Source organism: Neorhizobium sp. SHOUNA12A (assembly GCF_023006505.1).
Lineage (GTDB): Bacteria > Pseudomonadota > Alphaproteobacteria > Rhizobiales > Rhizobiaceae > Neorhizobium.
This window is the reverse complement of sequence record NZ_JALBGV010000008.1, coordinates 42,713-68,158: the sequence shown is the minus strand read 5'-3', so window position 1 is coordinate 68,158 and position 25,446 is coordinate 42,713. Positions and strand designations below refer to the sequence as shown.

Here is a 25,446-nt window from a genome sequence, read left to right as displayed (position 1 = left end):
GCTGATCTCGCGCTGCGCGGAGGTATATGTCGAGCGCCAGTGGCGGAAAATTCCCAGAGGCGGTCCGGATTCGAGCAAGTTCAATCGCGCGCACCGCTGATTACTCCTTCCACGAAGGCAAGGTGTCTCGTGGATGGCACGCCGGCATCTGCCATCTTGATGGCAGCACGCGATGAGCTTATATTTCCCGCAAAGGAGACTGTAATGGCCGCACCACAACTCTCTGTTCGAAGCTCCAAGGCAAGGGATTTGGCTCACCGGCTCGCGCGTCGTGAGAATCGTTCGATTGCCGAAGTGGTCGAACGCGCGCTTGAAGCCTACGAGACACGCGAGGCGGGTCGCGAACCGGCGGCGACCTTTTACCCGCGGGTCAACGCGCAAGCTGCCACCGATATTGACCTGGATACCCTCATCTGTGAAAGCCGTAGTCCTCACCAAGGCATCGAGCTTTGATATTTCTCGATACCAACGTTATCTCGGAGACGTTGCGGAAGGATCCTCACCAAGCCGTCATGGCCTGGCTGGTTCGGTTCGACGCGGAATTGGCATTGCCTACTGTGACAATTGCCGAGATTGCTTTTGGCATTCAAAAGATTAGGCCGGACCAGCGGGCCGAGCGTTTGGAACAGGGGCTGGCGGAATGGCGTCGTCGGTTTGCCGATCGGATGTTTGGTCTCACAGAAGAAGCGGCGCTCGCTTATGGTGAGATCATGGGGCAGGCGGCTCGTCGGGGGCACGCAATGTCAGCACCGGACGCAGTGATCGCTGCAATAGCTCGTGTTAACGGAGGGCGCTTGGCCACGCGCAATCTTAAGGATTTTGAAACGACAGGTCTCGTACTCCTCAACCCGTGGGATTTTTAACCCGTTCAAGCGGGTGAGCGTTCATAAACCAAACTCGCCTCGCGGGTCATTTGATCACCGCCCGATAAAGTGACAACTTCGAAGGCCGGCTTCGTTTGTTCAAAAATGCTCGGACGAAGGAGCGTAGCTTTGCAAATGATGCAGGATTTCAGCGCTTTCCATCATCCCGCGGTGCGAATGAACGTCAGCGGCGATAACCGAGCGCCCGGCTGATATCGTCTGCCGCACTGCGCACCATCAGCAGAAAGCCTTCGCGTCGCTCATTATAGCGCACTGTCGGAACGCCGAGATTAAGCGCGGCGGCGACCGCGCCGGTGCCGTCAAAGATCGGCGCGGCAATGCCGGTCGAGCCGGTGACGAATTCCTGGTCGTTCAGTGCGTAGCCATCCCGGCGAATCTTCACGAGCATCTCGCGGATGCGCTCGATATCGGTCACCGTATAGCGGGTATAGGAGAGGAGCTGAACGCGGGAGAGATAGTGCTCCAGCGCCTCCTTCGGCGTGAAGGCGAGCAGCACGCGGCCGGTCGCGGTACAATAGGCGGCGATCGCTGCGTCAAGGTTGACGTCATAGCGAACCCGATGCCGGCTGACGCATTTCGCCAGCCGGCGGATATCGCAATGAGCGTTCATCGTCGCGAGCAGGATGGTCTCGCCGGATTCATCGCGCAGTTTTTCCATGAACGGTTTTGCCACCACGACCAACGGCTCTTCATGGCGCCTGAACGGAAAGCCGTGCCGGCTCGCCTCGACGAGCATGTAGCGGCCGGCGTCGTCCTGGACCACATGACCACGGGCAGCCAGCGTCTGGACGAGGCCATGGGCGCTGCTTTTCGGGAAAGAAAGATCGCGCACGATCTGTGCCAGTGGCACCGCTTCCCGGCGGGACGCCATATATTCCAGGAGATCGAGAATCCGGCCGGCACTTTTGATTTCGGAGTTCATATATGTGAACAAGACCCCCATTGATGGTTATCGGATCGGCTCATAACAATTCTGCCTAGAAAGCAGCCACTCACGTTTTCAAGTGTTGCGCTGATAAGGATGAACGATCTCATGAATGCGCCGAATAAGCAAAACGATGCCTCCGAACCTTGGACCTGGCCGGATAGTGTCTGGCAGCAAAAGGTTCAGAAGGTACGTGCCGGGCGCAGCCTGAGACCGGCGAAGTGGAAAAACGGCGCGCGCATGGCAGTGGCATTGTCTTTCGATTCCGATCACGAGACGATGGAACTGCGCCATGGCGGAGCCTCCTTCGGCACAATGAGCCGCGGCCAGTACGGCGCCCGCGCCGGCATGCCGCGCATCCTGCGCCTGCTGGAAAAATATTCGGTGCCGGCCTCCTTCTTCATGCCGGCCGTCTCGGCGATGATCAATGCGGGCGAAGTGAAGACTGTCGTCTCATCCGGCCACGAGCTCGGCATCCACAGCTGGATCCACGAGTTCAATTCCCGGCTCGACGAGGTGACCGAACGCGATCTGGCGCTCCGTGCCGCCGACACACTCGAACGCCTGTCCGGCATCCGCCCGGTCGGCATGCGAACCGCATCCTGGGATTTCAGCCCTTATACGCTGAAGATCGCCCGCGAGATGGGCCTTCTCTACGATTCCTCGCTGATGGCCGACGAGGAGCCCTACGAGCTTCTGGAGGACGGCGAGCCGACCGGTGTGGTCGAAATTCCGGTCGAATGGATCCGCGACGACGCGCCTTATGTGGCGATGGATCGGATGACCGGCGCGCGGCCCTATGGGGGGCCGGCCATGGTGCTCGATATCTTTGCCCGCGAACTTGAGGTGGCCTGGGACGAGGGCGGGCTGTTCCAGCTCACCATGCATCCGCATCATGTCGGCCACCGGTCGCGCATCTTCATTCTGGAAGAGATCATCCGGCTTGCCAAGTCGAAGGGCGACGTCTGGTTCTGCACCCATGCGGAATTGGCGCGTTACTGTGCCGACGAGGCCGGGCTAAAGACCGCCGAGAAGGCGGCATAAAGAGTTCTCAAATACAGCAGCAACAACAATGAGGGTAAGGAACATGTCTGCCAGAATAGCCTCCATCGCCGCCGTGCTGTTGGCGCTCACCGCGTCGGCCGCGCTTGCGCAAACCAAGGACACGCTGACCATCGACCTGCCGAACGATGCGGCAACGCTCGATCCGCATCTGCAGTGGAACACCGACAGCTACTCGATCTACCGCAATATCTTCGACAACCTGCTGACGCGCGACGTCAAGGGCGAGATCGTGCCGCAGATCGCCAAGTCGTGGAAATATCTCGACGACAAGACGATCGAATTCCAGATTCGCGACGGCGTGACTTTCCAGGACGGCACGAAACTCACGGCTGAGGATGTCGCCTTCTCGATCAACCGCATCATCGATCCAAAGCTGAAGAGCCCGCAGCTTTCGCAGTTCGACCAGATCACCAAGGCCGAGGCGGTGAACCCGACCCTCGTCAAGATGACGACCAAGTCACCTTATCCGGCGCTGCTCGCCCAACTGGTCAAGCTTTCGATCGTGCCGAAAGCCTATGTCGAGAAGGTCGGCGACCAGGAATTCAACTTGAAGCCTCTCGGTTCCGGCCCCTACAAGATGGCCAACTGGCAGAAGGGCGTTCAGACCGAACTCGAAGCCTATGGCAGCTACTGGCGCGCCAAGCCGCCGTTCCAGAAGGTGGTCTTTCGCACGGTGCCCGACGTCTCCACTCGCATCGCCGACCTGAAGACCGGCAAGGCTGACCTCATCCGCGACGTGCCGCCGGATCAGGCCGAAAGCATCAAGAACGACAGCAATTCGCAGGTCCTCTCGGTTCCGACCGAGCGCATCGGCTACCTGTTCATCAATGCCCAGGGCGGCGTTACCAAGGACGTCCGCGTCCGCCAGGCGATCGCCTATGCGATCGACCGTCAGGCGCTCGTCGAAGCCCTGCTCGAAGGCTACGGCAAACCGGTGGAAGTGCTCGGTGCCGAACCGGTCTTCGGTTACACCGACAAGGTCAAGGGATACGAATACAATCTCGACAAGGCGAAGGAACTGGTGAAGGCCGCCGGTGCCGAAGGTGCGACCGTCGAATTCCTGACCTCGCCTGCCTATAGCCGCGCCACTGTCGAAGCCATTCAGCAGATGGTCAACGAGGCCGGCCTCAAGGTGGAGATCTCCTCCAGCGACCAGGCGACCTTCCTGAAGCGCCGCCAGGGCGATCCCGCCAATGCCGGAGGCCTTGCCTTCGGCGCCTGGTCCTGCGCCTGCCAGGACGTGGACGGCGTGATCTTCCCGCTGTTCCGCACCGGCAGCATCTGGGCGAAGTATTCGAACCCGAAGTTCGATGAAGCTGTCGACAAGGCACGCGTCATCCTCGATCAGAAGGAGCGTCTGAAGCTCTACGAACAGGCCTATCAGGTCCTGAAGGACGACGTTCCGGGCATGGGCCTTTATCAGGCCTATGCACTCTATGGAGCCGCCAAGAAGCTGAAGTGGCAGCCGACCGCCAATGAAGCCATGTTCGTCATGGACATGAGCTGGCAGCAGTAACAGACGGATAGCACGAACATGTTGAGATACGCCGTCGAGCGTTTGATACAGGCGATCATTGCGATCTTCGGCGTTCTCACCATCGTCTTCGTCGTCATGCATCTCTCGGGCGATCCGACCCTGCTGCTGGTGCCGCAAGACGCGTCGGCCGAGATGATCGCCCAGCTGCGCAGCCAGCTCGGTTTCGACCGGCCGATCTGGGTGCAATATCTGGAATATCTGGGCGGTCTCTCGCACCTCGACTTCGGCATTTCCGTCGTCCAGCGAGTGCCGGCATTCGATATCGTCGTTTCGCGCCTGCCCTATACGGCGATGCTCGCCGCTGGCGCGCTGGTGGTGGCGGTCGGCATCGGCATCCCGGCCGGCATCATCATGGCGACCAGGCGCGGCGACTGGCTCGAACGGCTGCTGACGGCGATCGTCGTCACCGGCCAGAGCGTGCCGACTTTCCTGTCGGGCATCGTGCTGATCTTCCTCTTCGGCGTGACGCTGCGCTGGCTGCCCACCTCCGGCTCCGGCGACTTCGCCTCGCTGATCATGCCCTCCATCGCTCTCGGGGCGATCTCGATGTCGACCTTTGCCCGCATGACCCGGATTTCGATCATCGACGAGCTCGGCAAGGATTATGTACGGGCGGGGCGCGCCCGCGGCCTGTCACTTGGTTCGGTGGTATTCCGCCATGTACTGCGCAATGCTGCGATCCCGGTCATCACCATCGCCGCGCTCGAAATCGGCAACCTGCTTGCCGGTGCTGTCATCGTCGAGACGGTGTTCGCCTGGCCAGGCATCGGCCAGCTTGCCATCCAATCCATCCAGTCGCGCGACTTCCTGGTCGTCCAGGTGATCGTGCTTTTGATTTCCTTCGTTTATGTGCTGACCAGCGTGATTGCGGATTTCGTCTACGCGCTCGTCGATCCGCGCATCCGTCTGGTCCGATAAGGAGAAGGCTTTGAGCACCGCCGTCCTCGCCCTCCGCCAACGCCTTCGCCGGGTCCCTGTCTCGGTCGTCATCGTATCGATCATTTTCCTGGTGATCGTGCTTCTGGCGATCTTCGCGCCGTGGGTGGCGCCAGCCGATCCCAACCGGCAGAACCTGCTCGGCCGCCTGAAGCCGCCGGGCTTCGAGATGCGCGGCATCACCTACTGGCTTGGCACCGACGATCTCGGCCGCGATCTGCTGTCGCGCACGCTCTACGGCGCCGGCGTCTCGCTCTCGGTCGCCGTGCTGTCCGTGGTCGTCTCGTCGCTGGTCGGCGTCACGCTCGGCATGGTCGCCGGCTGGTTCCGCGGCAAGATCGAGATCCTCATCATGCGTCTGGTCGACATCATGATGTCGATCCCGGCGATCCTGCTGGCGGTGCTGACCGTCGCGGTGCTCGGCCCCGGCTTTCTGAAGCTGGTCCTGGTGCTCGGCCTGACACGCTGGCCGCGTTATACCCGCGTCGCCTATGCCCAGACGCTGCAGGTGGCGAACCTGCCGTTCATCAAGGCTTCGGAACTTGCGGGAGCCGGGGCGGCGCGCATTCTTTTCCATCACATCCTCCCGAATATCGCAGGCCCGGTGCTGATTGTCGCGACCGCAGAATTCGGCCTGATGATCCTGATGGAAGCGGGCCTTTCCTTCCTCGGCCTCGGCATCCAGCCGCCGGCCTCGAGCTGGGGCTCGATCATGAGCGTCGGCCGTCAATATATCGAGCGGGCCTGGTGGATCGTCGCCTTTCCTGGCGCCTGTCTCTTCTTGCTCGTCTTTTCCGTCAACGTGCTTGGCGACTGGTTGCGCGACCAGCTCGACCCACGTTCCCGCAGCCGTTGAGTCTTTTGGCGCTTTGAGGTTTTAAGTCATGGAATTCGAAAACAAGACCATCGTCATCACCGGCGCCGCCGGCATTTTCGGCCGCTGGATCGCCGCCTATTTCGCCCGGGAAGGCGCACGCCTTTGCCTGAGCGACGTCCGCATGGATGGCCTTGAAAAGGCGGTCTCCGAGCTCGGGCTCGACCGCTCCAAAGTGTTGCTGCATGCGACCGAGCTGACCAGCGACGCCTCGATGCTCGAACTCGTCGATCTCGTGAAGCGCGAATGGAAGGCGCCGGACATTCTCGTCAACAACGCCGGCATCTATACCCGTTTCAGCCTGCTGGAGATGGAATTCTCCGACTGGGACCGCGTCTTCGGCGTCAACCTGCGGGCGCCCTTCGTGCTGTCGCGCGAATTCGCCAAGCTGATGATCGCGGAAGGCAAGGCCGGCTCGATCGTCAACATCTCCTCGGGTGCCGCACGCAAAATGAACCAGAATTCCGTCCCCTATTGCACGTCGAAGACGGCGATTGAACGGCTTTCCAAGGGTTTTGCTCTGGAGCTTGCCGAATACGGCATTCGCGTCAACGTCGTCGAGCCAGGCTTTGCGCCGGGCAGCGAAGTGAGCGAGCTTTCCGACGAATACGTCACCAACATGCTGAAGAACATTCCGCTCGGCCGCGCCAGCGGTCCCGAGGATGCGCCGGGCGCGATCGCCTATCTCTGCTCCGACAAGGCCGCCTTCATCACCGGCGCCGTGATCAGCGTCGATGGCGGCAATTCGATCGGCAATTACAAGCGCCCCGAACGGGCGAAGACGGCAGGCTGAGGAGAGATCATGGACGCCGCCAACCCGCTGCTTTCCGTCGACAGGCTGACCATCGATATCGGTGGCGCCAACGTCGTCGACGACATCTCCTTCACCGTCGCGCCCGGCAAGGTCATGGCGCTGGTGGGGGAATCCGGTTGCGGCAAGTCGCTGACCTCCTATGCCATGCTCGGCCTGCTGCCGCCGGCCGCCATACGCACCGCCGGCCGGATCATGCTCGAAAACACCGATCTCGCCGCCCTCTCGGAACGGCAGTTCCGCAAGGCGCGCGGCAAGGACATCTCGATTATCTTCCAGGAACCGAGCGCCTCGCTCGACCCGCTGACGACGGTCGGCTCGCAGATTGCCGAGGCCTATCGGGTCCACCATGGCGTCTCGAAGGCAGAGGCCTACGAGAAGGCGCGGCAGATGCTGGTCGATGTCGGCATTCCCGACCCGACCCGGCGGCTGGATCAATATCCGTTCGAACTCTCCGGCGGCATGTGCCAGCGCATCATGATCTCGATCGCGCTGATCTGCGGCCCGCGCGTGCTGGTCGCCGACGAGCCGACCACCGCGCTCGACGTGACCATCCAGGCGCAGATCCTCGACCTGATGAAGAAGCTGGTCGCCGACCGCGGCACCGCGATCGTGCTGATCACCCACGACATGGGCGTGGTTGCCGACATCGCCGACGACGTGGCGGTGATGTATGCCGGCCGCATCGCTGAAATCGCGCCGGTGCACGATCTCTTCCGGCAGCCGAAGCATCCGTACACAGCCCTGCTGCTTGCCAGCGTGCCTAAGCTCGATGATGCGCCGAAGGCGGACCTCGCGACCATCGAGGGGACGGTACCGACGCCGAACGAATTCGGCGTCGGTTGCCGTTTCACCGAACGCTGTCCGCTGGCGACCGACAAGTGTCGCACCGAACAACCGCCGCTTTTCGATTGCGGCGGAGGCCATCGTTCCGCCTGCTGGCATATCGACCGCTTGGCGGAAATCCACGAGGTGGCGGCATGAGCGATCATAAGAACGTTCTCGAAATCCGCGACGTCGCGGTGCATTTTGGCGGCCGAGGTGGCCTGCTCGGCAAGTCCGGCCCGGTGGTCAAGGCCGTCAATGGCGTCGACCTCGATATCGCCCGCGGCGAGACCGTGGCGCTGGTCGGCGAATCCGGCTGCGGCAAGTCGACGCTTTCCAACACCATCGTCGGCCTGCAAGCGCCGATCTCCGGCAGCGTCCGCATCAGTGGTGACGAAGTGGTCGGCGCCAATCGCCGCCAGCTCAATGATATCCGCCGCAAGGTGCAGATGATTTTTCAGGATCCGGCGCTGTCTCTCGATCCGCGCTCGACCGTCGGGGCCACGATCGGCGAACCGCTGATTGTCCGCGGCGTCGCCAGGGGGAGGGCACTGAAGGAACGGGTCGCGACGCTGCTGCAGCAGGTGGGCTTGCGGCCCGAACATGCGGACCGCTATCCGCACCAGTTCTCCGGCGGCCAGCGCCAACGCGTGGTGATCGCCCGCGCACTTGCCCTCGAGCCGGATCTCCTGATCTGCGACGAGCCGGTTTCGGCGCTCGACGTCTCGGTACGGGCCCAGATCCTCAACTTGCTGGTGGCGCTGCAGAAGCGCACCGGCGTTTCCTATCTCTTCGTCAGCCATGACCTCGGCGTGGTGCGGCATATCTGCGACCGGGTCGTCGTCATGTATCTCGGCCGCTTCGTGGAAATGGCCGACCGTGATACCTTTTTCGCCAATCCGAAACATCCCTATACCAAGGCGCTGATGTCGGCCGTGCCGGAGGCCGATCCGGAGGTGCAGCGCGCCAAGCAGCGCTTTATCCTCAGCGGCGAACTGCCAAGTCCTTCAAACATCCCGTCCGGCTGCGCATTCCATACACGCTGCCCGCTGGCGACCGAAATCTGCTTGAAAGAACGGCCGGAACTGACGCCGCGTGCCGATGGCGCGCGCGTCGCTTGTCACCACGCCTAAGAAGCCATCGCGCATGAGAGACTGACATGACTGACGCCAAGGCACACGAAACCCTCCGGCTGGCTGGCCTCGATGTCCGGGCAGAAATCCGCATCGACCGCTGGGGCGTCCCGCATATCAAGGCGGCAAGCGACAAGGACCTGTTCTTCGTCCAGGGTTTCAACGCCGCCCGCGACCGGCTCTGGCAGCTTGACCTGTGGCGCAAGCGCGGCCTCGGTCTTCTCGCCGCCGACTTCGGGCCCGGATACCTGGCGCAGGACCACGCCGCCCGGCATTTCCTCTATCGCGGCGACATGGCGCCGGAGTGGACCTCCTATGCGCCGGATACGCAAGCGATCTGCACCGCTTTCGCCGCCGGCATCAATGCCTATGTCGCGCTTTGCGAAGCGGAGCCGGCCCGGTTGCCGCCAGAATTCGCCATCTTCGGCACCAGGCCGTCACGCTGGCAGGCGGCCGATGTGGTGCGGATCCGCAGCCATGCGCTGACCCGCAACGGCATTTCCGAAATCCTGCGCGCCAATATCATGGCGCTTGCGGATGCGGAGACCGACCTGCTGCGCTTCGAGCTCGATCCACCGGTCTCGCCGAAGCCGGAGGAGGGGATTTCGCTCGCCGATATTCCGCTTTCCGCGACCCGCCTCTTCAAGCTCGCCACGGCGGCCGTCACTTTTGACAAGGCCCGGCTTGCGGCAGGGCTGGACGACGTCTGGAAATGGACTGAGGTCACCGATCTCGGCGATATCGTTCAGGCGATCGCGGAGGAGGGATCCAACAACTGGGCTGTCCACGGTTCGCGCACCGAAAGCGGCCGGCCGATCCTCGCAAGTGATCCGCACCGAGCGCACGCAGTCCCGTCGCTACGTTATCTCGTTCACCTCCAAGCGCCGGGCCTCAATGCCATCGGCACCGGCGAGCCGACCGCGCCCGGCATCTCGCTCGGCCATAACGACCGCACCGCCTTCGGCCTGACCATCTTCGGCGCCGACCAGGAAGACGTCTATGTCTACGCGACCAAGGACGGCGATCCGGAACAATATCGTTACGCCGACGGCTGGGAGAAGATCACCCGCATCGAGGAGAGTTTCGCGGTCAAGGGCCATCCCGACCAGCCGATGACGCTGTCTTTCACCCGCCACGGCCCGATCCTCCACGAAAACCGGAAGATCCGTCAGGTCATCGCCATCCGCTCCGTCTGGCTGTCGCCCGGTTCGGCCGCATATCTCGGCAGCCTGTCTTATATGCGCAGCGGTTCGGTGCAGGCGTTTTCGCAGACGCTCGGGTCCTGGGGTACGCCCTCGGTCAACCATGTCAGCGCCGATGTGGACGGCAATATCGGCTGGTTCACCGCCGGTTTCACACCGGTGCGCCGCAACTGGGAAGGGCTGCTGCCCGTGCCGGGCCATGGCAGCCACGAATGGGACGGCTTCCTGCCCGCCGGCGAACTGCCGCGTGCTTATAACCCGGCCGATGGTTTCGTCGCTTCGGCAAACGAGATGAACCTGCCTCCCGATCGCGATCCGAGAGCCCCGTCGATCGGACACGAATGGGCGGAGGTCAGCCGCGCCCTGCGTATCAAATCGGTGCTGGGTGCAGACCCGAAGCACACGCTGCAGGCCTCGATGGCCTTGCAGACCGACGTCTATTCCCGCCCGGCCGCGACCATCTGCGCCGTGCTTCAAAAAGTTGCCAGCCGTCAACCGCGGGATGACCGGCAGGAACATGCCTTAAAGCTTTTCAACGGCTGGGATTATCGTCTCGAAGCGGGGAGTGCGGCGGCTGCACTGTTCGAAGTCTGGTGGATGAAGCACCTGCGACCGGCACTGCTGGCAAGGTTCGCACCGAACCCGACCGTCCGCCAGTTGCTGCTGCCCGGCGATGTCGACCGCATGCTGGTACTTCTCAGCGAACCCGGCGCGCTCTGGGACGCCGCCGACCGCGACACGATGTTGCTTTCGACACTTTCCGCCGGCTTTGCCGATTGCGAAATCCGGCTTGGTCCTAATCCGTCGGCCTGGCGCTGGGGCGACCTGCACCGCGCGCTCTTCGAACACGCGACCAGCCGCATCAAGACCGAAGGGGATCCCGACTGGAACGTCGGCCCGCTGCCTGTCGGCGGCAGCCGTTCGACGCCCATGCATGCCGGCTACCGGATGGGTGATTTTGGCGTCAATGCGGGCGCGTCCGTCCGACTTGTCATGGATGTCGGCGACTGGGACAATAGCGTCTGCATCAACACACCCGGTCAGTCCGGTGATCCCCGTTCGCCGCATTACGGCGACCTTGCCCACGCCTGGTCGAAAGGTGAATACGTGCCGCTCCTCTATAGCGACGCCCGCATCGAGCCGGAAACCACCCACCGCATCACACTTCTGCCGGCTTAAGCCGGCGGGAGGGAGCTGGGGAGCTTCCCGGTTAGTGAGGCTTGTACAGCTCACCGCGATCAAGCCTGGATCGCCCGTCCTAATCTATAAAGACGATGCGATCGTCAATTTCGGTGGCGTCGTTTGGCAGTTAATTTGAGAATAACCGTCTTTGCTCCGCACCGATCAACGCCGATTTGGGTCATGTTGACAAAGTGGGGGAGCCAAATCTTCGCCGTGGCGATCGCCAGGAATGCCGCGAATGATGTTTTGGTCTTGTCGTAGCGATGCGCGTCCCACACCCCTTGCTCGGCCCAGCGACGGAACCGAACATAGACGGAATTCCACTTTCCGTATCGCTCATGCATATCCCGCCACGGGCAGCCGATTGTCAACATGGCCACGGCAATTTGGGTGAAGACGCTCATATGGGAGCAGATCGCTGGTTCAATCCCATCAAGAGCAGGGTTTCGCAGACGATTTTCGGGGTATGAGGGTCGGAGCCGAAATACGGATTCGCTCGTCAGCTGAAATGGTGCCGCTTGTGAGCAGGTCCAAAGCGTTTGACGCAATCTGCTCGAAGGGGACCCGCAGTGTCGTGAGCGGTGTCGGAAGATGATTGACGATCGGGATGTCGTTGTATCCGACGACTGAAACATCGTTGGGTACGGATATCCCGAGGCGTGACAGGCCGGAAAGAGCACCGATTGCGGTGTTGTCGTTCACGGCAAAGATCGCCGTCGGGCGATCTTTGAGGCGCATGAGCTGCAGGGCCGCATCCGCTCCGGCGTCGATCCCGAAGGTCGACGGCACAATGCAATCCGGGCGGAGCGAGATGGCGGCCTCTTGCAGTGCCTGCCTGTAGCCTTCGACGCGCCCGCGCGAGCTGGAGGCATATGAAGGACCGGCAATCACTCCGATACGACGATGACCGAGATCCAGGAGGTGGCGCGTCGCCAGATATCCGCCCAGCCTGTCGTCGCCCACCGAAGACAGGCTCCGTCCATCGGTGCGCAACGCCAGGACAAAAGGTACCCCCCGGGCCGCGAGCTCGTCAGGAAAATCGTCATCCTCGCGGGCAGTCGAAAGGATCAAGCCGTCGACGCCTCGTTTCAGAAGAGACTCCGCAGCAAGTCTGTCGGCCTTGGGCTTGTCATCCGTCGTTGCGACAATCGCAAAGCGCCCACTTTTGCTGCATGCTTTTGCCAGGGCTTCATAAAGCATTGCCATGACGGTATCGGTCAGCCGGGGCACGATCACGCCAACCGTCATCGTGTTGCCGCGTCGGAGGCTCGCTGCGGAGACGTCTCGGACATAACCCATGTCTTCGGCGATTTTCCGGACGCGGCGCGAAGTTTCGTTGTCGGATCGGGGAAGTCGTTCATCGAGGATGCGCGATACCGTCGATTTCGAAACGCCAGCTGCCGACGCGACATCAAGGATGGTCACCCGTGTCTGACGGCTCACTTCTCCGGGCTTTGAATCCATTTCGCTTTTTTCCATCTGCGGCGTTCTCGCGGTCAACGCGCCAACCATGCAACAAAAAAAATGTTGACTCCAGCAAAATCGGAAACGATAGTGGGAACGTTCCCATTAACGATCCCATCGCTGATCGCAAAGGCGGACAGCGGCTATCTAGGAGGAGAAAACCTATGCCAACGATGGATCTGAGAGGTCTGAGCCCGGCACCCGTTACCGCGTTTACCCGCGACGGAGAGGTCGATTATCCGGCCAATGCCCGTATTGCCAAATGGCTTGCCGGCATGGACGGCGTCAAGAGCCTCGTTATCCTTGGCCATGCCGGCGAAGGCACGTTCCTGACCGAGGAAGAGCGCCTGAAGCTCATCCGCACCTATGTCGAAGCCGTCGATGGTCAGGTTCCAATCATTGCTGGCATCACCGGCGAGGGTACCAAGGTCGCCGCTGAAGAAGCCAAGAAGTGCAAGTCTGCCGGCGCGACGGGTGCTCTTGTCTATCCGAACCATGGCTGGCTGCGTTTCGGCTTCCAGAAAGGCGCCCCGCAGGATCGCTACAAGGCGATCTGGCAGGAATCAGGCCTGCAGTGCATCCTGTTCCAGTACCCGGATGCCACCAAGGCTTCCTACGACCTGGACACCCAGCTTGCTATCGCGACGCAGGATGGCGTCGTCGCCACCAAAAATGGCGTTCGAAACATGAAGCGCTGGTATGTCGAGATCCCGGAACTCAAGAAGGCCAACCCGAACCTGCAGATCCTGAGCTGCCATGACGAATGGCTGTTGCCGACCATGTTCGATGTCGATGGCCTGCTTGTGGGCTACGGCAATATCACACCGGAGCTGCTGATCGACCTGATCAAGGCAGGAAAGGCGCAGAACTATCCGGAAGCCCGCCGGATCTTCGAACGTCTCCTTCCAGTCACCCGTGCCGTCTACCACCGTGGTTCCCATATGGAAGGCACCGTCGCCCTCAAGCTTGGGCTTGTCCACCGTGGCGTGCTTGACCATGCCACGATCAGGGAGCCTCTGAAGAACCTCGGCGAAAAGGCCGAAGCGGAGATCTTTGCAGCCTTTGATGCTGCCGGTATCGGCCGGGTTGAGCAGCTTCTGGCAGCCGAGTGACTGAGGACGCCCCCGCCTCTCAAGCGGGGGCTTCTTACGAGGAGGGGATTGCGGCCGCATCGGGGAGTGATGGGCCGCGGTCGCACCGTCTGTCACGCTGGTGCCTGATTAGCCGATGAGAGAGCCATGCCTTCCGGATCCACAGCGACACCATGCCAAAGGGTCCCGAAGTTTAAGACATCCAACGCGTAGGTTCGACGCCAGGCTGGGAGAGTAGGCCGGGCAGAGGGAGGAAACATGAATATCGAACAACGGATGGCCGCGCCGTCGCCGGCCGTCGATACCCAAGCTGAAATCAGCGCCCGCCTAGAACGGCTGCCAGTGACCCGGGAGGTCTTCTGGGCTCGAAATATCGTCGGCGCAGCCACATTCTTTGACGGCTACACCGTCATTGCCATAGCCTATGCCATGCCGGTTCTTGTCCGCGAATGGGGTTTGACCCCGGGACAGACGGGCATGATCCTGTCGATGGGCTACCTGGGGCAGTTGATCGGCGCCATTTGCTTTGGCTGGCTTGCCGAGCGGATCGGCCGTCTCAAAGTGCTGCTATTCACCATCCTGCTCTTCGTCAGCATGGACGTCGCATGCCTTTTTGCGGCCGGTGCCGGCATGATGATGGCATTGCGTTTCATTCAAGGCATCGGAACCGGTGGAGAAGTTCCGGTCGCGAGTGCATATATCAACGAGTTGATCAGCTCGAAGGGGCGGGGCCGCTTCTTCCTGCTGTATGAGGTCATGTTTCTGCTCGGCCTCGTCGGCGCAGGCTTGATCGGCTATTTCATGGTCCCAGCCTATGGCTGGAAGGCGATGTTCGTCGTCGGCCTGATCCCGGCCGTCCTCATGATCCCGCTGCGCTGGTTCCTCAATGAATCACCTCGCTGGCTCGCCGCCAACGGCCGCTATGAGGAAGCCGACCGGATCGTCACCAAGTTGGAGAACAGCGCTCGTGCTGCCGGCAAGGAGCTGCCGGAACCGAAAATCGTAGCCGCCCCCATTCGTCGTCGATCGGACTGGCGCGAACTTTTCCAGGGCATCTACCTCAAGCGCACACTGTCGATCTGGGCCATGTGGTTCTGTGCCTATATGGTCGCCAATGGGACGATCACCTGGCTTCCGACCCTCTATCGGCAGACATTCAACCTGCCGCTGGAAACTAGTATCCTATACGGGTTTATCACTTCGGTCGGAGGCGTGATCGCGGCCGTTATCTGCGCATTGCTCATCGACAAGGTCGGTCGCAAGCGCTGGTACACCGGTGCCCTTCTGATCGCACCGGTCCCGCTTGTCATCCTCGCTTGGCTGGGTGCGACGTCGGCAACACAGGTCCTGATCCTGGCCGGTCTCGCCTACGCCATCGTCCAGACCGTGACTTTCTCGCTCTACCTCTATTCCGCGGAAATCTACCCGACCCGCCTTCGTGCTATTGGCACGGGGACAGGCAGCGCCTGGCTTCGTCTCGGATCCTCCGCGGGCCCTATCGCGGTGGGTTGGGTCATGTCGTCGATGGGCATCCAATATGTCTTCGGCGCGTTCGCAGCGATCCTTCTCGTTGGCGCCCTGGTGACGGCCCTCTTCGCGGTCGAGACCAAGGGTCAGGTTCTGGAGGAGCTTTCGCCATGATGCCCTGATGCGCTAGCCATGAATAAGTGTAGGGATCAAAGGCTCGGCGAGGATCGCACGGGCCTTGATCTTTCACAGTTGCAGCTTCGGACGGGCTGGTCATCGTTTTACCCCCTAGATTGCTTCGCCGTCCGACGTAAATACCGAGGCAGCGCGAGCGGCTCCCGAACCACGAACTCGGCACGGCTTACGACGTCAAGATCCCGGTCGCCCGTCCGGAAAGATTCGCTAGCTCGCTCCAAATGGTAAAATTTGCCAATCGTCATTCAGGTCCATACTGGACGGAAAATGATTGTAGAACGTCGATTTGGCCAACGCCGGCTTCCGCGATGTTGCCGTCAGTGCCGACAGCTCCTTCGCAAAAGAGCCGGATCACGGCGTCAAGCAAACGGCGACGGGTCGAAGAGAAACTAGCGACGCTCGATCATTCAATGCGTGTCAGTTTTTCGCGCGTAAGAGCGACCTGGAACGTTCCATCCGACAGAAGCTCTACGAGATACCCATTGGACGTATAGTAAATAACCGTTGGGGGCGCCTGGTCGCCGGCAGAGGGATCAGCTTGCCGTGTAGCCTCTATAACCATCACCATGGAACCTCTTTCGTTCAAGCAGCTAATCAGTTGCTCCCGTGGGCCCATCATGTCGTCCGTCCTGTTGTCCACCCGGAATGAGCTTAGAGAGCGAGCCGACGGGGAACAAGTACGGGCTTGGAAGAGACGGCTATATTGTCGTTAGAACACCTCGGCTTCCACAGGCGATGCTTCCTGCGCCGATTACGCTCGTGATGCTGGCTTGAGATAGGCGGTGAACTTAACCATCAGAATCATTCGACGGATCGGCATTGGGCGGCAATTCTCCCGGGCGGATGACGCGCGAGTTGCTGAAATCTGCGTTTGGAGGCTGGAAAACACAGTTCTCAAAGCATTTTCCGGCCGTATTCTGCCGTTGGACGAGGCGGCAGCCGTCAAGGCCGCCCAATGGCATGTGCCCAACCCCAGACCGATCAATGCCGCCTATATTGCAGCGACAGCCTTCACCCGACGTATGAAGCTGGTGACTCGCAACATCAAGGATTTCAAGGATATGGAAGTGGCACTCGTGAACCCGTGGGACACGCCGGCCTAGACCCATCTTCTGCTGTGGTCAGCATTGCTATCGCATCTGAGCTCGTTACGCGGTGCATATAAGAGTAGGGACCGGTCGCAGCGATCAGGCCCCAGTGTCGACGAGGGCGCTCACAAACGAGCTTCGCAACGACCTCTTCTGGGCTGACCACGGCGCAATCCGGAGTCACCGTGCGATGTCTCGCTCCCGTTTTACCCGCTGGCTGATCTGCGGAACTTCCTGAAGACCCAAGGCACCTGGCAGCCTTTCAGCGTGACAGGCGCGGAGCGAGACCTGGTTTGCTGTGGCCAGAAGTCTCGAGCTTCGTCTCGGCAGAGGTTTCTGCTCCAATCACCAAGGACGCCGCCCTTCGGTCGACGACAACGGTCATATTAGCCCATGCGCTCGGAGGCATAGGAACCTGGGCTTGCCGGGAAGACGACGGTGCGATGTCCGTTGATGAAGGTGCGGTGGTGGATATGGGCGTGGATGGCGCGCGCCAGCACCTGGCTTTCGACGTCGCGGCCGAGAGAGACATAGTCTTCCTGAGACTGCGCATGGGTGACCCGCACGGTGTCCTGCTCGATGATCGGACCTTCGTCGAGATCGGCGGTGACGTAATGCGCGGTGGCGCCGATCAGCTTCACGCCACGTTCGAAAGCCTGCTTATAGGGATTGGCGCCCTTGAACGACGGCAGGAAGGAGTGGTGGATGTTGATGATCTTGCCGGACATCTTCTGGCACATCTGATCGGACAGGATCTGCATGTAGCGAGCAAGCACGATGAGTTCGGTGCCGGTCTGCTTGACGAGGTCCATGATGCGCGCTTCGGCCTCAGGCTTGTTGGCTTCGGTCACCGGAATATGATGGAAGGGGATATCGTGATTGACCACGACCTTCTGGTAGTCGAAGTGGTTGGAGACGACGCCGACGATCTCGATCGGCAGTGCGCCGATCTTCCAGCGGTAGAGCAGGTCGTTCAGGCAATGACCGAAGCGCGATACCATCAGCAGGACCTTCTCCCGCCTGGCGGCATCATGCAGGCTCCAGTTCATGCCGAAACGCTCGGCGATAGCGGGGAAGCCCTGTGCGAGCTTCGCTTCATTGGCCTCCTTCTCGGAGATGAAGGAGACGCGCATGAAGAACTTGCCCGTGCCGAGGTCGTCGAACTGGGATGAATCCACGATGTTGCAGCCCTGATCGGCGAGATAGCCGGAGACTGCAGCGACGATGCCGCGGGTCGACTGACAGGAAATGGTCAAAACATAGGTCTTCATGGTCATCTCGTGAATGGCCTGTGACGGCGTCATCTCAGTTGTAAGACGGGTGCATGGGGGAGGCGGCGCCGGTTGCTCGGAACCGGCACCGCCTCTGCGCCTGGGGAGGTCCTTCAGGCGCGGGATTTCTTGCGTTGGCGGTGCACGTCAATGACGACTGCTGCGACGATGATCGCGCCCTTGACGATCTCCTGGTAATAGGCGCCGACCTTGAGGAAGGTGAAGCCAGAGGTCACCACACCGAGAATAATCGTGCCGATTACCGTCCCGGTGATCCGGCCGACGCCGCCGGAAAGCGAAGCGCCGCCGATGACGGCCGCGGCGATGGCGTCGAGTTCGAAGGAGACGCCCATGTTCGGTTGGCCGGACTGGGCGCGGGCAGCGAGCATGACGCCGGCGAGGCCGGAGAGAAGGCCGGCCACCGCATAGACCTTGATCAGGTGCTTGCCGATATCGATCCCCGAGACGCGCGCAGCCTGGCTGTTGGCGCCGATGGCATAGGTGAACTTGCCGTAGCGGGTATAGGACAATCCGATGTGGAAGATGATCGCCACGACGAAAAAGACGATGACCGTTCGCGGGACGGGAAAGCCCCAGAGACTGAAGCTCTGGCCGAGCCAGGCGAAGTTTTCGTTGAGCAAAGCGACGGGCTGGCCTTCGGTATACCATTTGGCAAGGCCGCGGACTGAGACCATCATGCCAAGCGTGGCAATAAAGGGCGGAATGCCTGTCTTGGCGATAAGAAGGCCGTTCAGAAAACCCAGGAATGCGCCGAGCAGCACGCCGACCAGAAGCGGCCAGAACGGGCTGGAATCGATGAACCAGTCCAGGCCGAATGCGGCGTATTCGGGTTGCAGGAAGACGGCGCGGGCATTCAACGAGGTCTGAGCGAAGCTCGCAGCCACCATGGCGATAAACCCGACCATGGAGCCGGACGAGAGATCGACGCCGCCGGTGATGATGACCTGCGTCACGCCGACCGCGATAATCCCAGTGACGGCCACCTGCAGGACGATGATGGACAAGCGCTGCTTGTTCGCCAGAAAGCTTTCGCCCACGACGTACCAGCCGATCACTTCAAAGATAAGGGCGATCCCGATCAGGACTGCCAGGATCGAGAATTCCGGCGGAAGTCGCCGAATTTTCTTCAAGCCCGTCTTGGAGGTCTCCCCCAGTTCGTTGATGGCATCAGACATGATATCCTCCCGACTGTGTCGTCAGCGCGACGCCAGCTCCATTATCTTGACTTGATCGGCTTCGGCCCTGTCCAGGATGCCTGTGACCCGCCCCTCGTGCAGCACGACGATGCGATCACTCATGCCGAGCACCTCCGGCATCTCCGACGAGATCATAATGATCGCCACACCTTGGCCCGCGAGCTGCGAGACCAGCCGGTGGATTTCGGCCTTGGCGCCGACATCTATGCCGCGGGTGGGTTCGTCGAGGATCAGGATCTTTGGATTGGTCATCAGCCAGCGACAGATCAGCACCTTCTGCTGGTTGCCACCCGACAGGTTGATGATCGGCTCCCGCATGTCGGGCGTGCGGACCCTGAGGCGGTTGGCCATGTCGGTGGCCGCCTTCCGCAGCTTGTCCTGCTGTACGAAACCGAGCTGCACATAGCGCTGTTGCAGCACCGCCATCTGGGCGTTTTCCTGGATGTCGAGCAGCAGGAAACAGCCGGTCTCCTTTCGATCCTCCGTCAGAAACGCCATGCCATGTGCCATGGCAACGGACGGCGAGGAGACGGTCAATTGCTTGCCGAAGAGTTCGATCGTCCCGGAATTTGCAGGGGTCACGCCGAAGATTGTCTCCGCGACGTTGGACCGGCCCGAGCCGACGAGGCCGGCAAAGCCGAGGATCTCGCCGGCCCGGAGATCGAAGGACACGTCGCGGAAGACGCCGTTCAGCGTCAGCCCTTTTACCGACAGCACGACGTCGCCGATCTGCGCCGGTTCTTTTGGGAACATCTGAGTGATCTCGCGCCCGACCATCATGCGGATGATGTCTTCGCGGGTCACCTCCGAGGAATTGCAGGTTGCAACATACTTGCCGTCACGAAAGACGGAGACCTCGTCAGCGATCTCGAAGAGTTCGTTCATCTTGTGGGTGATGTAGATGATGCCCTTTCCTTCCTCGCGAAGGGAGCGGATGATCCGGAAGAGGTGGTTCACCTCCCTCTCGGTAAGGGCCGATGTCGGTTCGTCCATGATGAGGACGTCGGAATCGAAGGATACGGCCTTGGCGATCTCGACCATTTGGCGGTTGGCCACGCTGAGCTTGCCGACCTTGATTTCCGGATCGATCTCGATTCCGAGGCGCTTAAACAGCGCGTCCGTTCGACGGTTCATTTCGGCGTGGTCTACGATACCGAAACGCCCGAGCGGCTCACGACCGATCCAGATGTTTTCCGACACGGTCATGGGCGCCATCAGATTGAGTTCCTGATGGATCATCGCGATTCCGTTCTGGAGCGCGTCGAGCGGATTCTTGAGGCGGATGTCTATGCCACGCAGTTTGAATGAGCCGCTGTCGGGCGTGTAGATGCCGGCGAGGATCTTCATCAGCGTGGACTTGCCGGCGCCGTTCTCGCCCATAAGGGCATGCACCGTCGCGCGTTTCAGCTTCAGCTGCACATTGTCCAGAGCAACGACACCTGGGAATTCCTTGCGCACGTCCTCGACTTCCAGAAGATATTTGCTGCCCGGGACAGCGCCGCTCCTGCGAACGGCCTCCATGGTCTGCGGACTGATGATGCGTTCAGCCGACATGGTGATCCTCCTCCACGAGAGTGATCCGCTGCCCCGCAAGGCAGCGGATCGGCCCGTCTCCGGTCAATTCTTCGCCGTGAACTTGGCCATGTTTTCAGGCGTCACGAGCTGGAACGGGATCCAGACCTTGGCGTCCACTTTCTCACCCTTGGCGAGCTTTATGGCCGCGGCGACGGCACCCGAGCCCTGGCCGAAGGCATCCTGGAAGACGGATACATCCAGATTGCCCGCCTTCATGTAGGCGAGTGCTTCCTGGGTGGCATCGATGCCCGCAACGACCACGTCCTTCATATCCCAGCCGGCAGATTTCATGGCGTTGATCGCACCGATCGCCATGTTGTCGTTGTTGGCGATGACAGCCGCCGGCTTGCGACCGGCCGCGATCCAGTTGGTCATCAGGTCCTGCGCCTTGACCGGATCCCATACCGCGGTCTGCTCGTCGAGAATCTTGATGCCCTTGCAGTCCGGCGTCGCGATCACGTCGTGGACGTCCTTGGTGCGCTGGACGGCAGCCTGGTTGGCAAGATCACCGACCATGACAAGGATATCGCCCTTGCCGCCCAGGATGCGACATACTTCCTTGGTCTGCAGCGTGCCTGACTGAACTTCGTCAGAGGCGACGAATGCTCCCTTGGCGCCAAGCTTGTCCACGTCTGCCGGCATCCGGTTGACGTAGACGATCGGGATGCCGGCATCGTTCGCCAGCTTCGTCATCGGCGCCGTTGCCGTGGTGTCGACTGCATTGACGATGATCGCATCGACTTTGGAGGCGATGAAGTTCTGGATCTGGGAAAGCTGCTTCTGAACGTCATCATCGGCGATTTCGATCTGGACAGGCTGCTTCGCATCGGCTGCAGACTTCTCGATGCCCTTGCGCAGAACCGTCAGGAACGTGTCGGAATTGGCCATGGACACGCCAATATTGCCTGCATAAGCACTCGATGCCATCAGGACGCCGAACACGGCACTCGCCAAAAGTTTCTTCATCTCTTCCTCCTCTGAAACGGTGCCCGGCGAACACCTTAAAAATGCCGGTCGCCTCCTCCCCGAAGGCAATCTCACGAACCAATCCGGTCACTCCCACCGGATCGGTGAAGACGTCAAAGTCTGTCCCGGATCAGCTCCATGCTGCTGCGGATCATCGTTTGCGGATCGCTCGATGCGTGAACGGATGACGCGAACGGTTCGAACGACAGCGGGCCGGAATAACCAGCGTCGATGAGCGCACGGATTTGACCGATATTGTCCAGCCGGTCCCGTGCCGTCACCATCACGCGATGCGGGTCTCGCATGGCGTCGATGCTGACTTCCTGATCATCGACGCCTGAAATGTGGACCAGCCCCGTCAAGTCCGGAAATATGTCCGGCTCGCCAGCGAGCACGTGGTGAAACGTGTCATGAACCAGCTTGAAGCTCTCGCGGCCATCGATCGCGACAATCGCTTCCGCTGCTTCTTTCTTGGAGCGAAGCGAGCAGATCTGGAAGCCGAGCGGCTCCACGAGGCCGATGAGGTTATTGGCCCGCAGGATAGGTTTCAGCGCCTTGAGCGCAACGCGCAAATTCCCCTGACGTTCTCCCTCCAGCTTGCCGCTTCCATCGTTGACAGGCACGAGGACCAGGGCTTTTGCGCCGCAGGCAGCGGCATAAGCGGCCAATTCCGTGGCCTCCGCTTCCCGCTCCGGCGTCCATTCGTTGAAGCGCTGCAGGGCATTGATCGAAATGATTTCGGTTCCGTGCGCCTTTGCCAGGTCGTTGACCGTCTCGGGCGAAGTCCCGTCGAGAATGGCATTACCCGCAAGATCGTTGCGGATTTCGAACTGCCGAACACCGAGCGATATGCCCAGTTCGAAAAAAACGCCGAGCGGCATGTGTGGCGCAACCATGTGGTTGAGCGCGAAGGTAAGCGCGGCCATGAGTTCTCCCGAAGTTTGGCGCGGCCGGCTTTCCTCCTCCGTCCCGCTGAATGAAGTCATCAGGTTTCGTGGCGTTGGTCAAAGAGGAAATAGCAATATTCCGTTTCATTCATGAAAGAATTTGCGGATTGATATGATGGATTTCCATCATCGCAGCTCAGATGTTTTCCGGCACGTAAATTTCGAGCGGCAGGAAAGTCTGGCCTGGCGCCGTCGCGGGACCGGTATCCACCGCCTCGACCATTAGCTGGACCAGTTCGCGGCACAGATTGGCAAGCGGTGTCGCGATCGCCATGGTCACGATCTCATCAGCCAGCGCTGCGCGGGAAATTGGCGTCAGTTCGTTGACGACGATAACATGCTTGCCGCCGAGTTTTTCTTCTCGGATGGCGGAAATGGCGCCTTCCATTCCGCCTCCGGCAACATAGAAACCCACAAGATCCGGATGGCGGTGCAGCAGATCCAGCGTTGCTTCGTGGGTGATTTCGACCGTTTCCAGGTTCACCAGCGTGTCCAGAACCTCGAAATCGGGAGCGTGTTCGCGAAAGTAGGACCGAAAGCCGATCTCGCGCAGTTCGTGACCGTGAAAGCGGTGACTGCCGACGAAAACAGCCACCTTCCCGGGGCTTTTCGCAGCCTTCGTGATCATCCAGGCGGCCGTCCGACCGGCCTTGCGGTTGTTGAGGCCGACATAGCCCTCGCGGATGCCGGAGGCGAAATCAGACAGGAGTGAGAATACCGGGATGCCTCTTGCCTTCAGTTCTTCCGCCGCCACCGTCAGGGCCGGATAGTCCGGGGATGTCATGGCGACCGCCTGATTCCTGGCGCCAACCTCTTTCAGCTTGTCGGCCAGTTCGCTCGGCGTCTGGTTGGCGCAGAATTCGATCTGCGCCACGCCGCGAATGCCGGGATGGTTTTGGACGGCGATCTCCAGCTCCCGCTTGAAGCTCTGGTAGAAATGGTGGTTGGGCTTCTGCAGGATGAAGCCCAACCGGTATTGCGGCAGGCCCTCGAACACGCGCTGCCGCAGCAATCCGACGGCATGGAAGCCGATCTCGTTTGCCGCGTCATAGACGCGCCGCGCCGTGTCCTCGCGCACCTTGTGGCGCCCGTTCAACACGCGGTCCACGGTTGCGACACTCACTCCCGCAGCCTTGGCCAGATCCGTGATCGTTGGTCTTGATCCCATCTGTTCCTCCTCAAGTGAGATCTTTCTATCATGGAATAAATCAAAAATGATAGACTTTGATAGAATATATCATCCGTGGATTGTGATCCGTCAGAACAACGATAATCCTCAAGATCAGATTCCATGCGGCGCCTTTGATGGCGACCGCATCGAAACCGATGGAGGAGATCAATGGCGAGGACAGCGGCAAAGCGTGACTATAGCCTGCTTGGACGCGATGCGCAGGCAGCGGTGGCCAATGGGCTCGCGGCGGCGCAGTGGTATCATACCGAGGTCCCGCGCAAGCAGATGAAGGAATTGATGAAGCGGGAGGATGGGCCAGCCCTCCGGGACACGGCGATCTGGCTCGGCTGCATGGTCGTCTTTGCAGGGCTTGGCATCTATTTCTGGGGCAGCCTCTGGGCGATCCCTTTCTTCCTCGCCTACGGCGTGTTCTACGGGTCCGCCTCGGATAGCCGCTGGCATGAATGTGGTCATGGCACGGCGTTCAAGACGATGTGGATGAACAACGTTGTCTACCAGATCGCCTGTTTCATGATCATGCGCAATCCGGTGACCTGGCGCTGGAGCCATACTCGGCACCACACCGATACGGTCATTGTCGGCCGGGATCCGGAAATCGCGGTGATGCGTCCGCCGGATCTCCTGCGGCTGATCCTCAATCTGTTCGGCCTGCTGGATGCCTGGCATGCGGTGATCGACATGGTCCGCAATGCGTTTGGGGTCATCAGCGCCGAAGAGAAGATCGTCATTCCGGAGACGGAGCAGCCGAAGGCGATCCGCGTCGCACGCATCTGGCTCGCGATCTATGTGGCGACCGTTGCGCTTTCGATCGCCGTGAATTCGATCCTGCCGTTGATGCTGATCGGCATGCCGCGCCTTTATGGTGCCTGGCACCATGTCATGACCGGCCTGCTGCAGCATGGTGGCCTTGCCGACAACGTCACCGACCACCGGCTAAACAGCCGCACAGTCTACATGAACCCAATCAGCCGCTTCATCTACTGGAACATGAACTATCACGTGGAGCACCACATGTTCCCGATGGTGCCCTATCACGCGCTGCCGAAGCTGCACGCGATGATCAAGGACGATCTGCCGGCACCGAACCCGTCGATCCTCGACGGTTATCGAGAGATGATCCCGGCCTTCCTACGCCAGCTCCGGAACGAGGATTACTTCCTGAAGCGCGAGTTGCCGCCGACGGCAAAGCCCTATCGCGAAGACTTCCACAGCGACGCCATGGCGCCGGCGGCGGAGTGACACCGGCGTCCGAGAAGACAAGTCATAAAGGGGAGGAGAACCCGATGAGCACCTGGATCGACGTCTGCGACAAGGACGAGATCGACGAAGAGGACGTCATCCGCTTCGATCACGACGGCAAGAGCTACGCCGTCTATCGCAGCCCGGAAGACAGTTTCCACGCGACCGATGGACATTGCACGCACGAGAATGTCCATCTGGCCGATGGACTGGTGATGGACGACATTATCGAATGTCCGAAGCACAACGGCCGCTTCAACTACAAGACCGGCCAAGCCAAGGGCGCCCCCGTCTGCGTCAACCTCAAGACTTATGCGGTCAAGGTCGACGGTGGCCGCGTCTTCATCCAGGTCGGCTGAG

At 60.7% G+C, this 25,446-nt stretch carries 22 protein-coding genes and 2 pseudogenes; 15 read left to right on the top strand and 9 right to left on the bottom strand.

Annotated elements, in window-relative coordinates:
* Nucleotides 1-204: 204 nt before the first annotated feature.
* The gene (locus MOV63_RS06145) at nt 205-453 is read left to right on the top strand and encodes a type II toxin-antitoxin system VapB family antitoxin (protein WP_247032595.1); all 249 of its coding nucleotides are present in this window, start codon (nt 205-207) and stop codon (nt 451-453) included.
* Nucleotides 450-863: a type II toxin-antitoxin system VapC family toxin gene (locus MOV63_RS06140; RefSeq protein WP_247032593.1), complete on the top strand. Its 414-nt coding sequence runs from the start codon at nt 450-452 to the stop codon at nt 861-863. Before MOV63_RS06145 ends, MOV63_RS06140 begins: the two co-directional genes overlap by 4 nt.
* A 184-nt stretch (nt 864-1,047) precedes the next feature.
* Here the strand turns inward: MOV63_RS06140 and MOV63_RS06135 are convergent, their stop codons facing one another.
* Nucleotides 1,048-1,806: an IclR family transcriptional regulator gene (locus MOV63_RS06135; RefSeq protein WP_040125876.1), complete on the bottom strand. Its 759-nt coding sequence runs from the start codon at nt 1,804-1,806 to the stop codon at nt 1,048-1,050.
* Nucleotides 1,807-1,917: 111 nt separating this feature from the next.
* Between MOV63_RS06135 and MOV63_RS06130 the strand changes: the two genes are divergently transcribed.
* From MOV63_RS06130 to MOV63_RS06095, 8 genes are read left to right on the top strand one after another with little or no spacing between them, the layout of a single operon-like run.
* Nucleotides 1,918-2,853, top strand: coding sequence for a polysaccharide deacetylase (locus MOV63_RS06130; RefSeq protein WP_247032591.1), 936 nt, complete (start codon nt 1,918-1,920; stop codon nt 2,851-2,853).
* A gap of 43 nt (nt 2,854-2,896) precedes the next feature.
* A complete protein-coding gene (locus MOV63_RS06125) occupies nt 2,897-4,390 on the top strand; it encodes an ABC transporter substrate-binding protein (RefSeq protein ID WP_247032590.1) in 1,494 nt (497 codons plus the stop codon).
* Nucleotides 4,391-4,408: 18 nt separating this feature from the next.
* Nucleotides 4,409-5,329 carry an ABC transporter permease gene (locus MOV63_RS06120; RefSeq protein ID WP_247032588.1) on the top strand — a complete coding sequence of 307 codons (921 nt, stop codon included), beginning with the start codon at nt 4,409-4,411 and terminating at the stop codon, nt 5,327-5,329.
* Nucleotides 5,330-5,339: 10 nt separating this feature from the next.
* Nucleotides 5,340-6,203: an ABC transporter permease gene (locus MOV63_RS06115; RefSeq protein WP_247032586.1), complete on the top strand. Its 864-nt coding sequence runs from the start codon at nt 5,340-5,342 to the stop codon at nt 6,201-6,203.
* Between the two features lie 28 nt (nt 6,204-6,231).
* Nucleotides 6,232-7,014 carry an SDR family NAD(P)-dependent oxidoreductase gene (locus MOV63_RS06110; RefSeq protein WP_040125373.1) on the top strand — a complete coding sequence of 261 codons (783 nt, stop codon included), beginning with the start codon at nt 6,232-6,234 and terminating at the stop codon, nt 7,012-7,014.
* A 9-nt stretch (nt 7,015-7,023) separates the two neighbouring features.
* Nucleotides 7,024-8,016, top strand: a complete 993-nt coding sequence (locus MOV63_RS06105) for an ABC transporter ATP-binding protein (protein ID WP_247032577.1) — start codon at nt 7,024-7,026, stop codon at nt 8,014-8,016.
* Nucleotides 8,013-8,990 carry an ABC transporter ATP-binding protein gene (locus MOV63_RS06100; protein ID WP_040125367.1) on the top strand — a complete coding sequence of 326 codons (978 nt, stop codon included), beginning with the start codon at nt 8,013-8,015 and terminating at the stop codon, nt 8,988-8,990. Before MOV63_RS06105 ends, MOV63_RS06100 begins: the two co-directional genes overlap by 4 nt.
* 26 nt (nt 8,991-9,016) lie before the next feature.
* Nucleotides 9,017-11,371: a penicillin acylase family protein gene (locus tag MOV63_RS06095; protein WP_247032575.1), complete on the top strand. Its 2,355-nt coding sequence runs from the start codon at nt 9,017-9,019 to the stop codon at nt 11,369-11,371.
* 272 nt (nt 11,372-11,643) lie between these two features.
* On the opposite strand, the pseudogene MOV63_RS32920 reads toward MOV63_RS06095, so the two are convergent.
* Both MOV63_RS32920 and MOV63_RS06085 read right to left on the bottom strand, forming a co-directional pair.
* Nucleotides 11,644-11,922, bottom strand: a pseudogene (locus tag MOV63_RS32920) (transposase); the annotation flags it as partial.
* Nucleotides 11,807-12,838 (bottom strand): LacI family DNA-binding transcriptional regulator, encoded by a 1,032-nt coding sequence (locus MOV63_RS06085; RefSeq protein WP_247032721.1) that lies wholly within the window; start codon nt 12,836-12,838, stop codon nt 11,807-11,809. The gene MOV63_RS06085 and the pseudogene MOV63_RS32920, both read right to left, overlap by 116 nt.
* Before the next feature lie 164 nt (nt 12,839-13,002).
* On the opposite strand from MOV63_RS06085, the gene MOV63_RS06080 reads away from it, so the two are divergent.
* The 3 genes and pseudogenes from MOV63_RS06080 to MOV63_RS06070 all read left to right on the top strand — a co-directional run.
* Nucleotides 13,003-13,950 (top strand): dihydrodipicolinate synthase family protein, encoded by a 948-nt coding sequence (locus tag MOV63_RS06080; RefSeq protein WP_247032572.1) that lies wholly within the window; start codon nt 13,003-13,005, stop codon nt 13,948-13,950.
* Between the two features lie 237 nt (nt 13,951-14,187).
* Complete coding sequence (locus tag MOV63_RS06075) at nt 14,188-15,570, top strand: MFS transporter (RefSeq protein WP_247032570.1); 1,383 nt, start codon at nt 14,188-14,190, stop codon at nt 15,568-15,570.
* A gap of 896 nt (nt 15,571-16,466) precedes the next feature.
* Nucleotides 16,467-16,694 (top strand): annotated as a pseudogene (locus tag MOV63_RS06070) (PIN domain-containing protein); the annotation flags it as partial.
* 371 nt (nt 16,695-17,065) lie between these two features.
* Here the strand turns inward: MOV63_RS06070 and purU are convergent.
* The 6 genes from purU to MOV63_RS06040 form a co-directional block, all read right to left on the bottom strand.
* Nucleotides 17,066-17,950 carry a formyltetrahydrofolate deformylase gene (gene purU, locus MOV63_RS06065; RefSeq protein WP_247032568.1) on the bottom strand — a complete coding sequence of 295 codons (885 nt, stop codon included), beginning with the start codon at nt 17,948-17,950 and terminating at the stop codon, nt 17,066-17,068.
* A 113-nt stretch (nt 17,951-18,063) separates the two neighbouring features.
* Complete coding sequence (locus tag MOV63_RS06060; RefSeq protein ID WP_247032551.1) at nt 18,064-19,146, bottom strand: ABC transporter permease; 1,083 nt, start codon at nt 19,144-19,146, stop codon at nt 18,064-18,066.
* Between the two features lie 21 nt (nt 19,147-19,167).
* On the bottom strand, nt 19,168-20,721 hold the full coding sequence (locus tag MOV63_RS06055; protein WP_247032549.1) for a sugar ABC transporter ATP-binding protein: 1,554 nt from the start codon (nt 20,719-20,721) through the stop codon (nt 19,168-19,170).
* Nucleotides 20,722-20,784: 63 nt separating this feature from the next.
* Nucleotides 20,785-21,708: a sugar ABC transporter substrate-binding protein gene (locus tag MOV63_RS06050; protein ID WP_247032547.1), complete on the bottom strand. Its 924-nt coding sequence runs from the start codon at nt 21,706-21,708 to the stop codon at nt 20,785-20,787.
* A 113-nt stretch (nt 21,709-21,821) separates the two neighbouring features.
* Entirely contained in the window at nt 21,822-22,634 is an 813-nt protein-coding gene (locus tag MOV63_RS06045) for a TIM barrel protein (RefSeq protein WP_247032545.1), read from the bottom strand.
* Between the two features lie 157 nt (nt 22,635-22,791).
* Nucleotides 22,792-23,823, bottom strand: coding sequence for a LacI family DNA-binding transcriptional regulator (locus tag MOV63_RS06040; protein WP_247032543.1), 1,032 nt, complete (start codon nt 23,821-23,823; stop codon nt 22,792-22,794).
* Nucleotides 23,824-23,994: 171 nt separating this feature from the next.
* Between MOV63_RS06040 and MOV63_RS06035 the strand changes: the two genes are divergently transcribed.
* A complete protein-coding gene (locus MOV63_RS06035; RefSeq protein ID WP_247032541.1) occupies nt 23,995-25,086 on the top strand; it encodes a fatty acid desaturase family protein in 1,092 nt (363 codons plus the stop codon).
* A gap of 44 nt (nt 25,087-25,130) precedes the next feature.
* The gene (locus tag MOV63_RS06030; RefSeq protein ID WP_046638479.1) at nt 25,131-25,445 is read left to right on the top strand and encodes a MocE family 2Fe-2S type ferredoxin; all 315 of its coding nucleotides are present in this window, start codon (nt 25,131-25,133) and stop codon (nt 25,443-25,445) included.
* Nucleotide 25,446 lies beyond the last annotated feature (1 nt).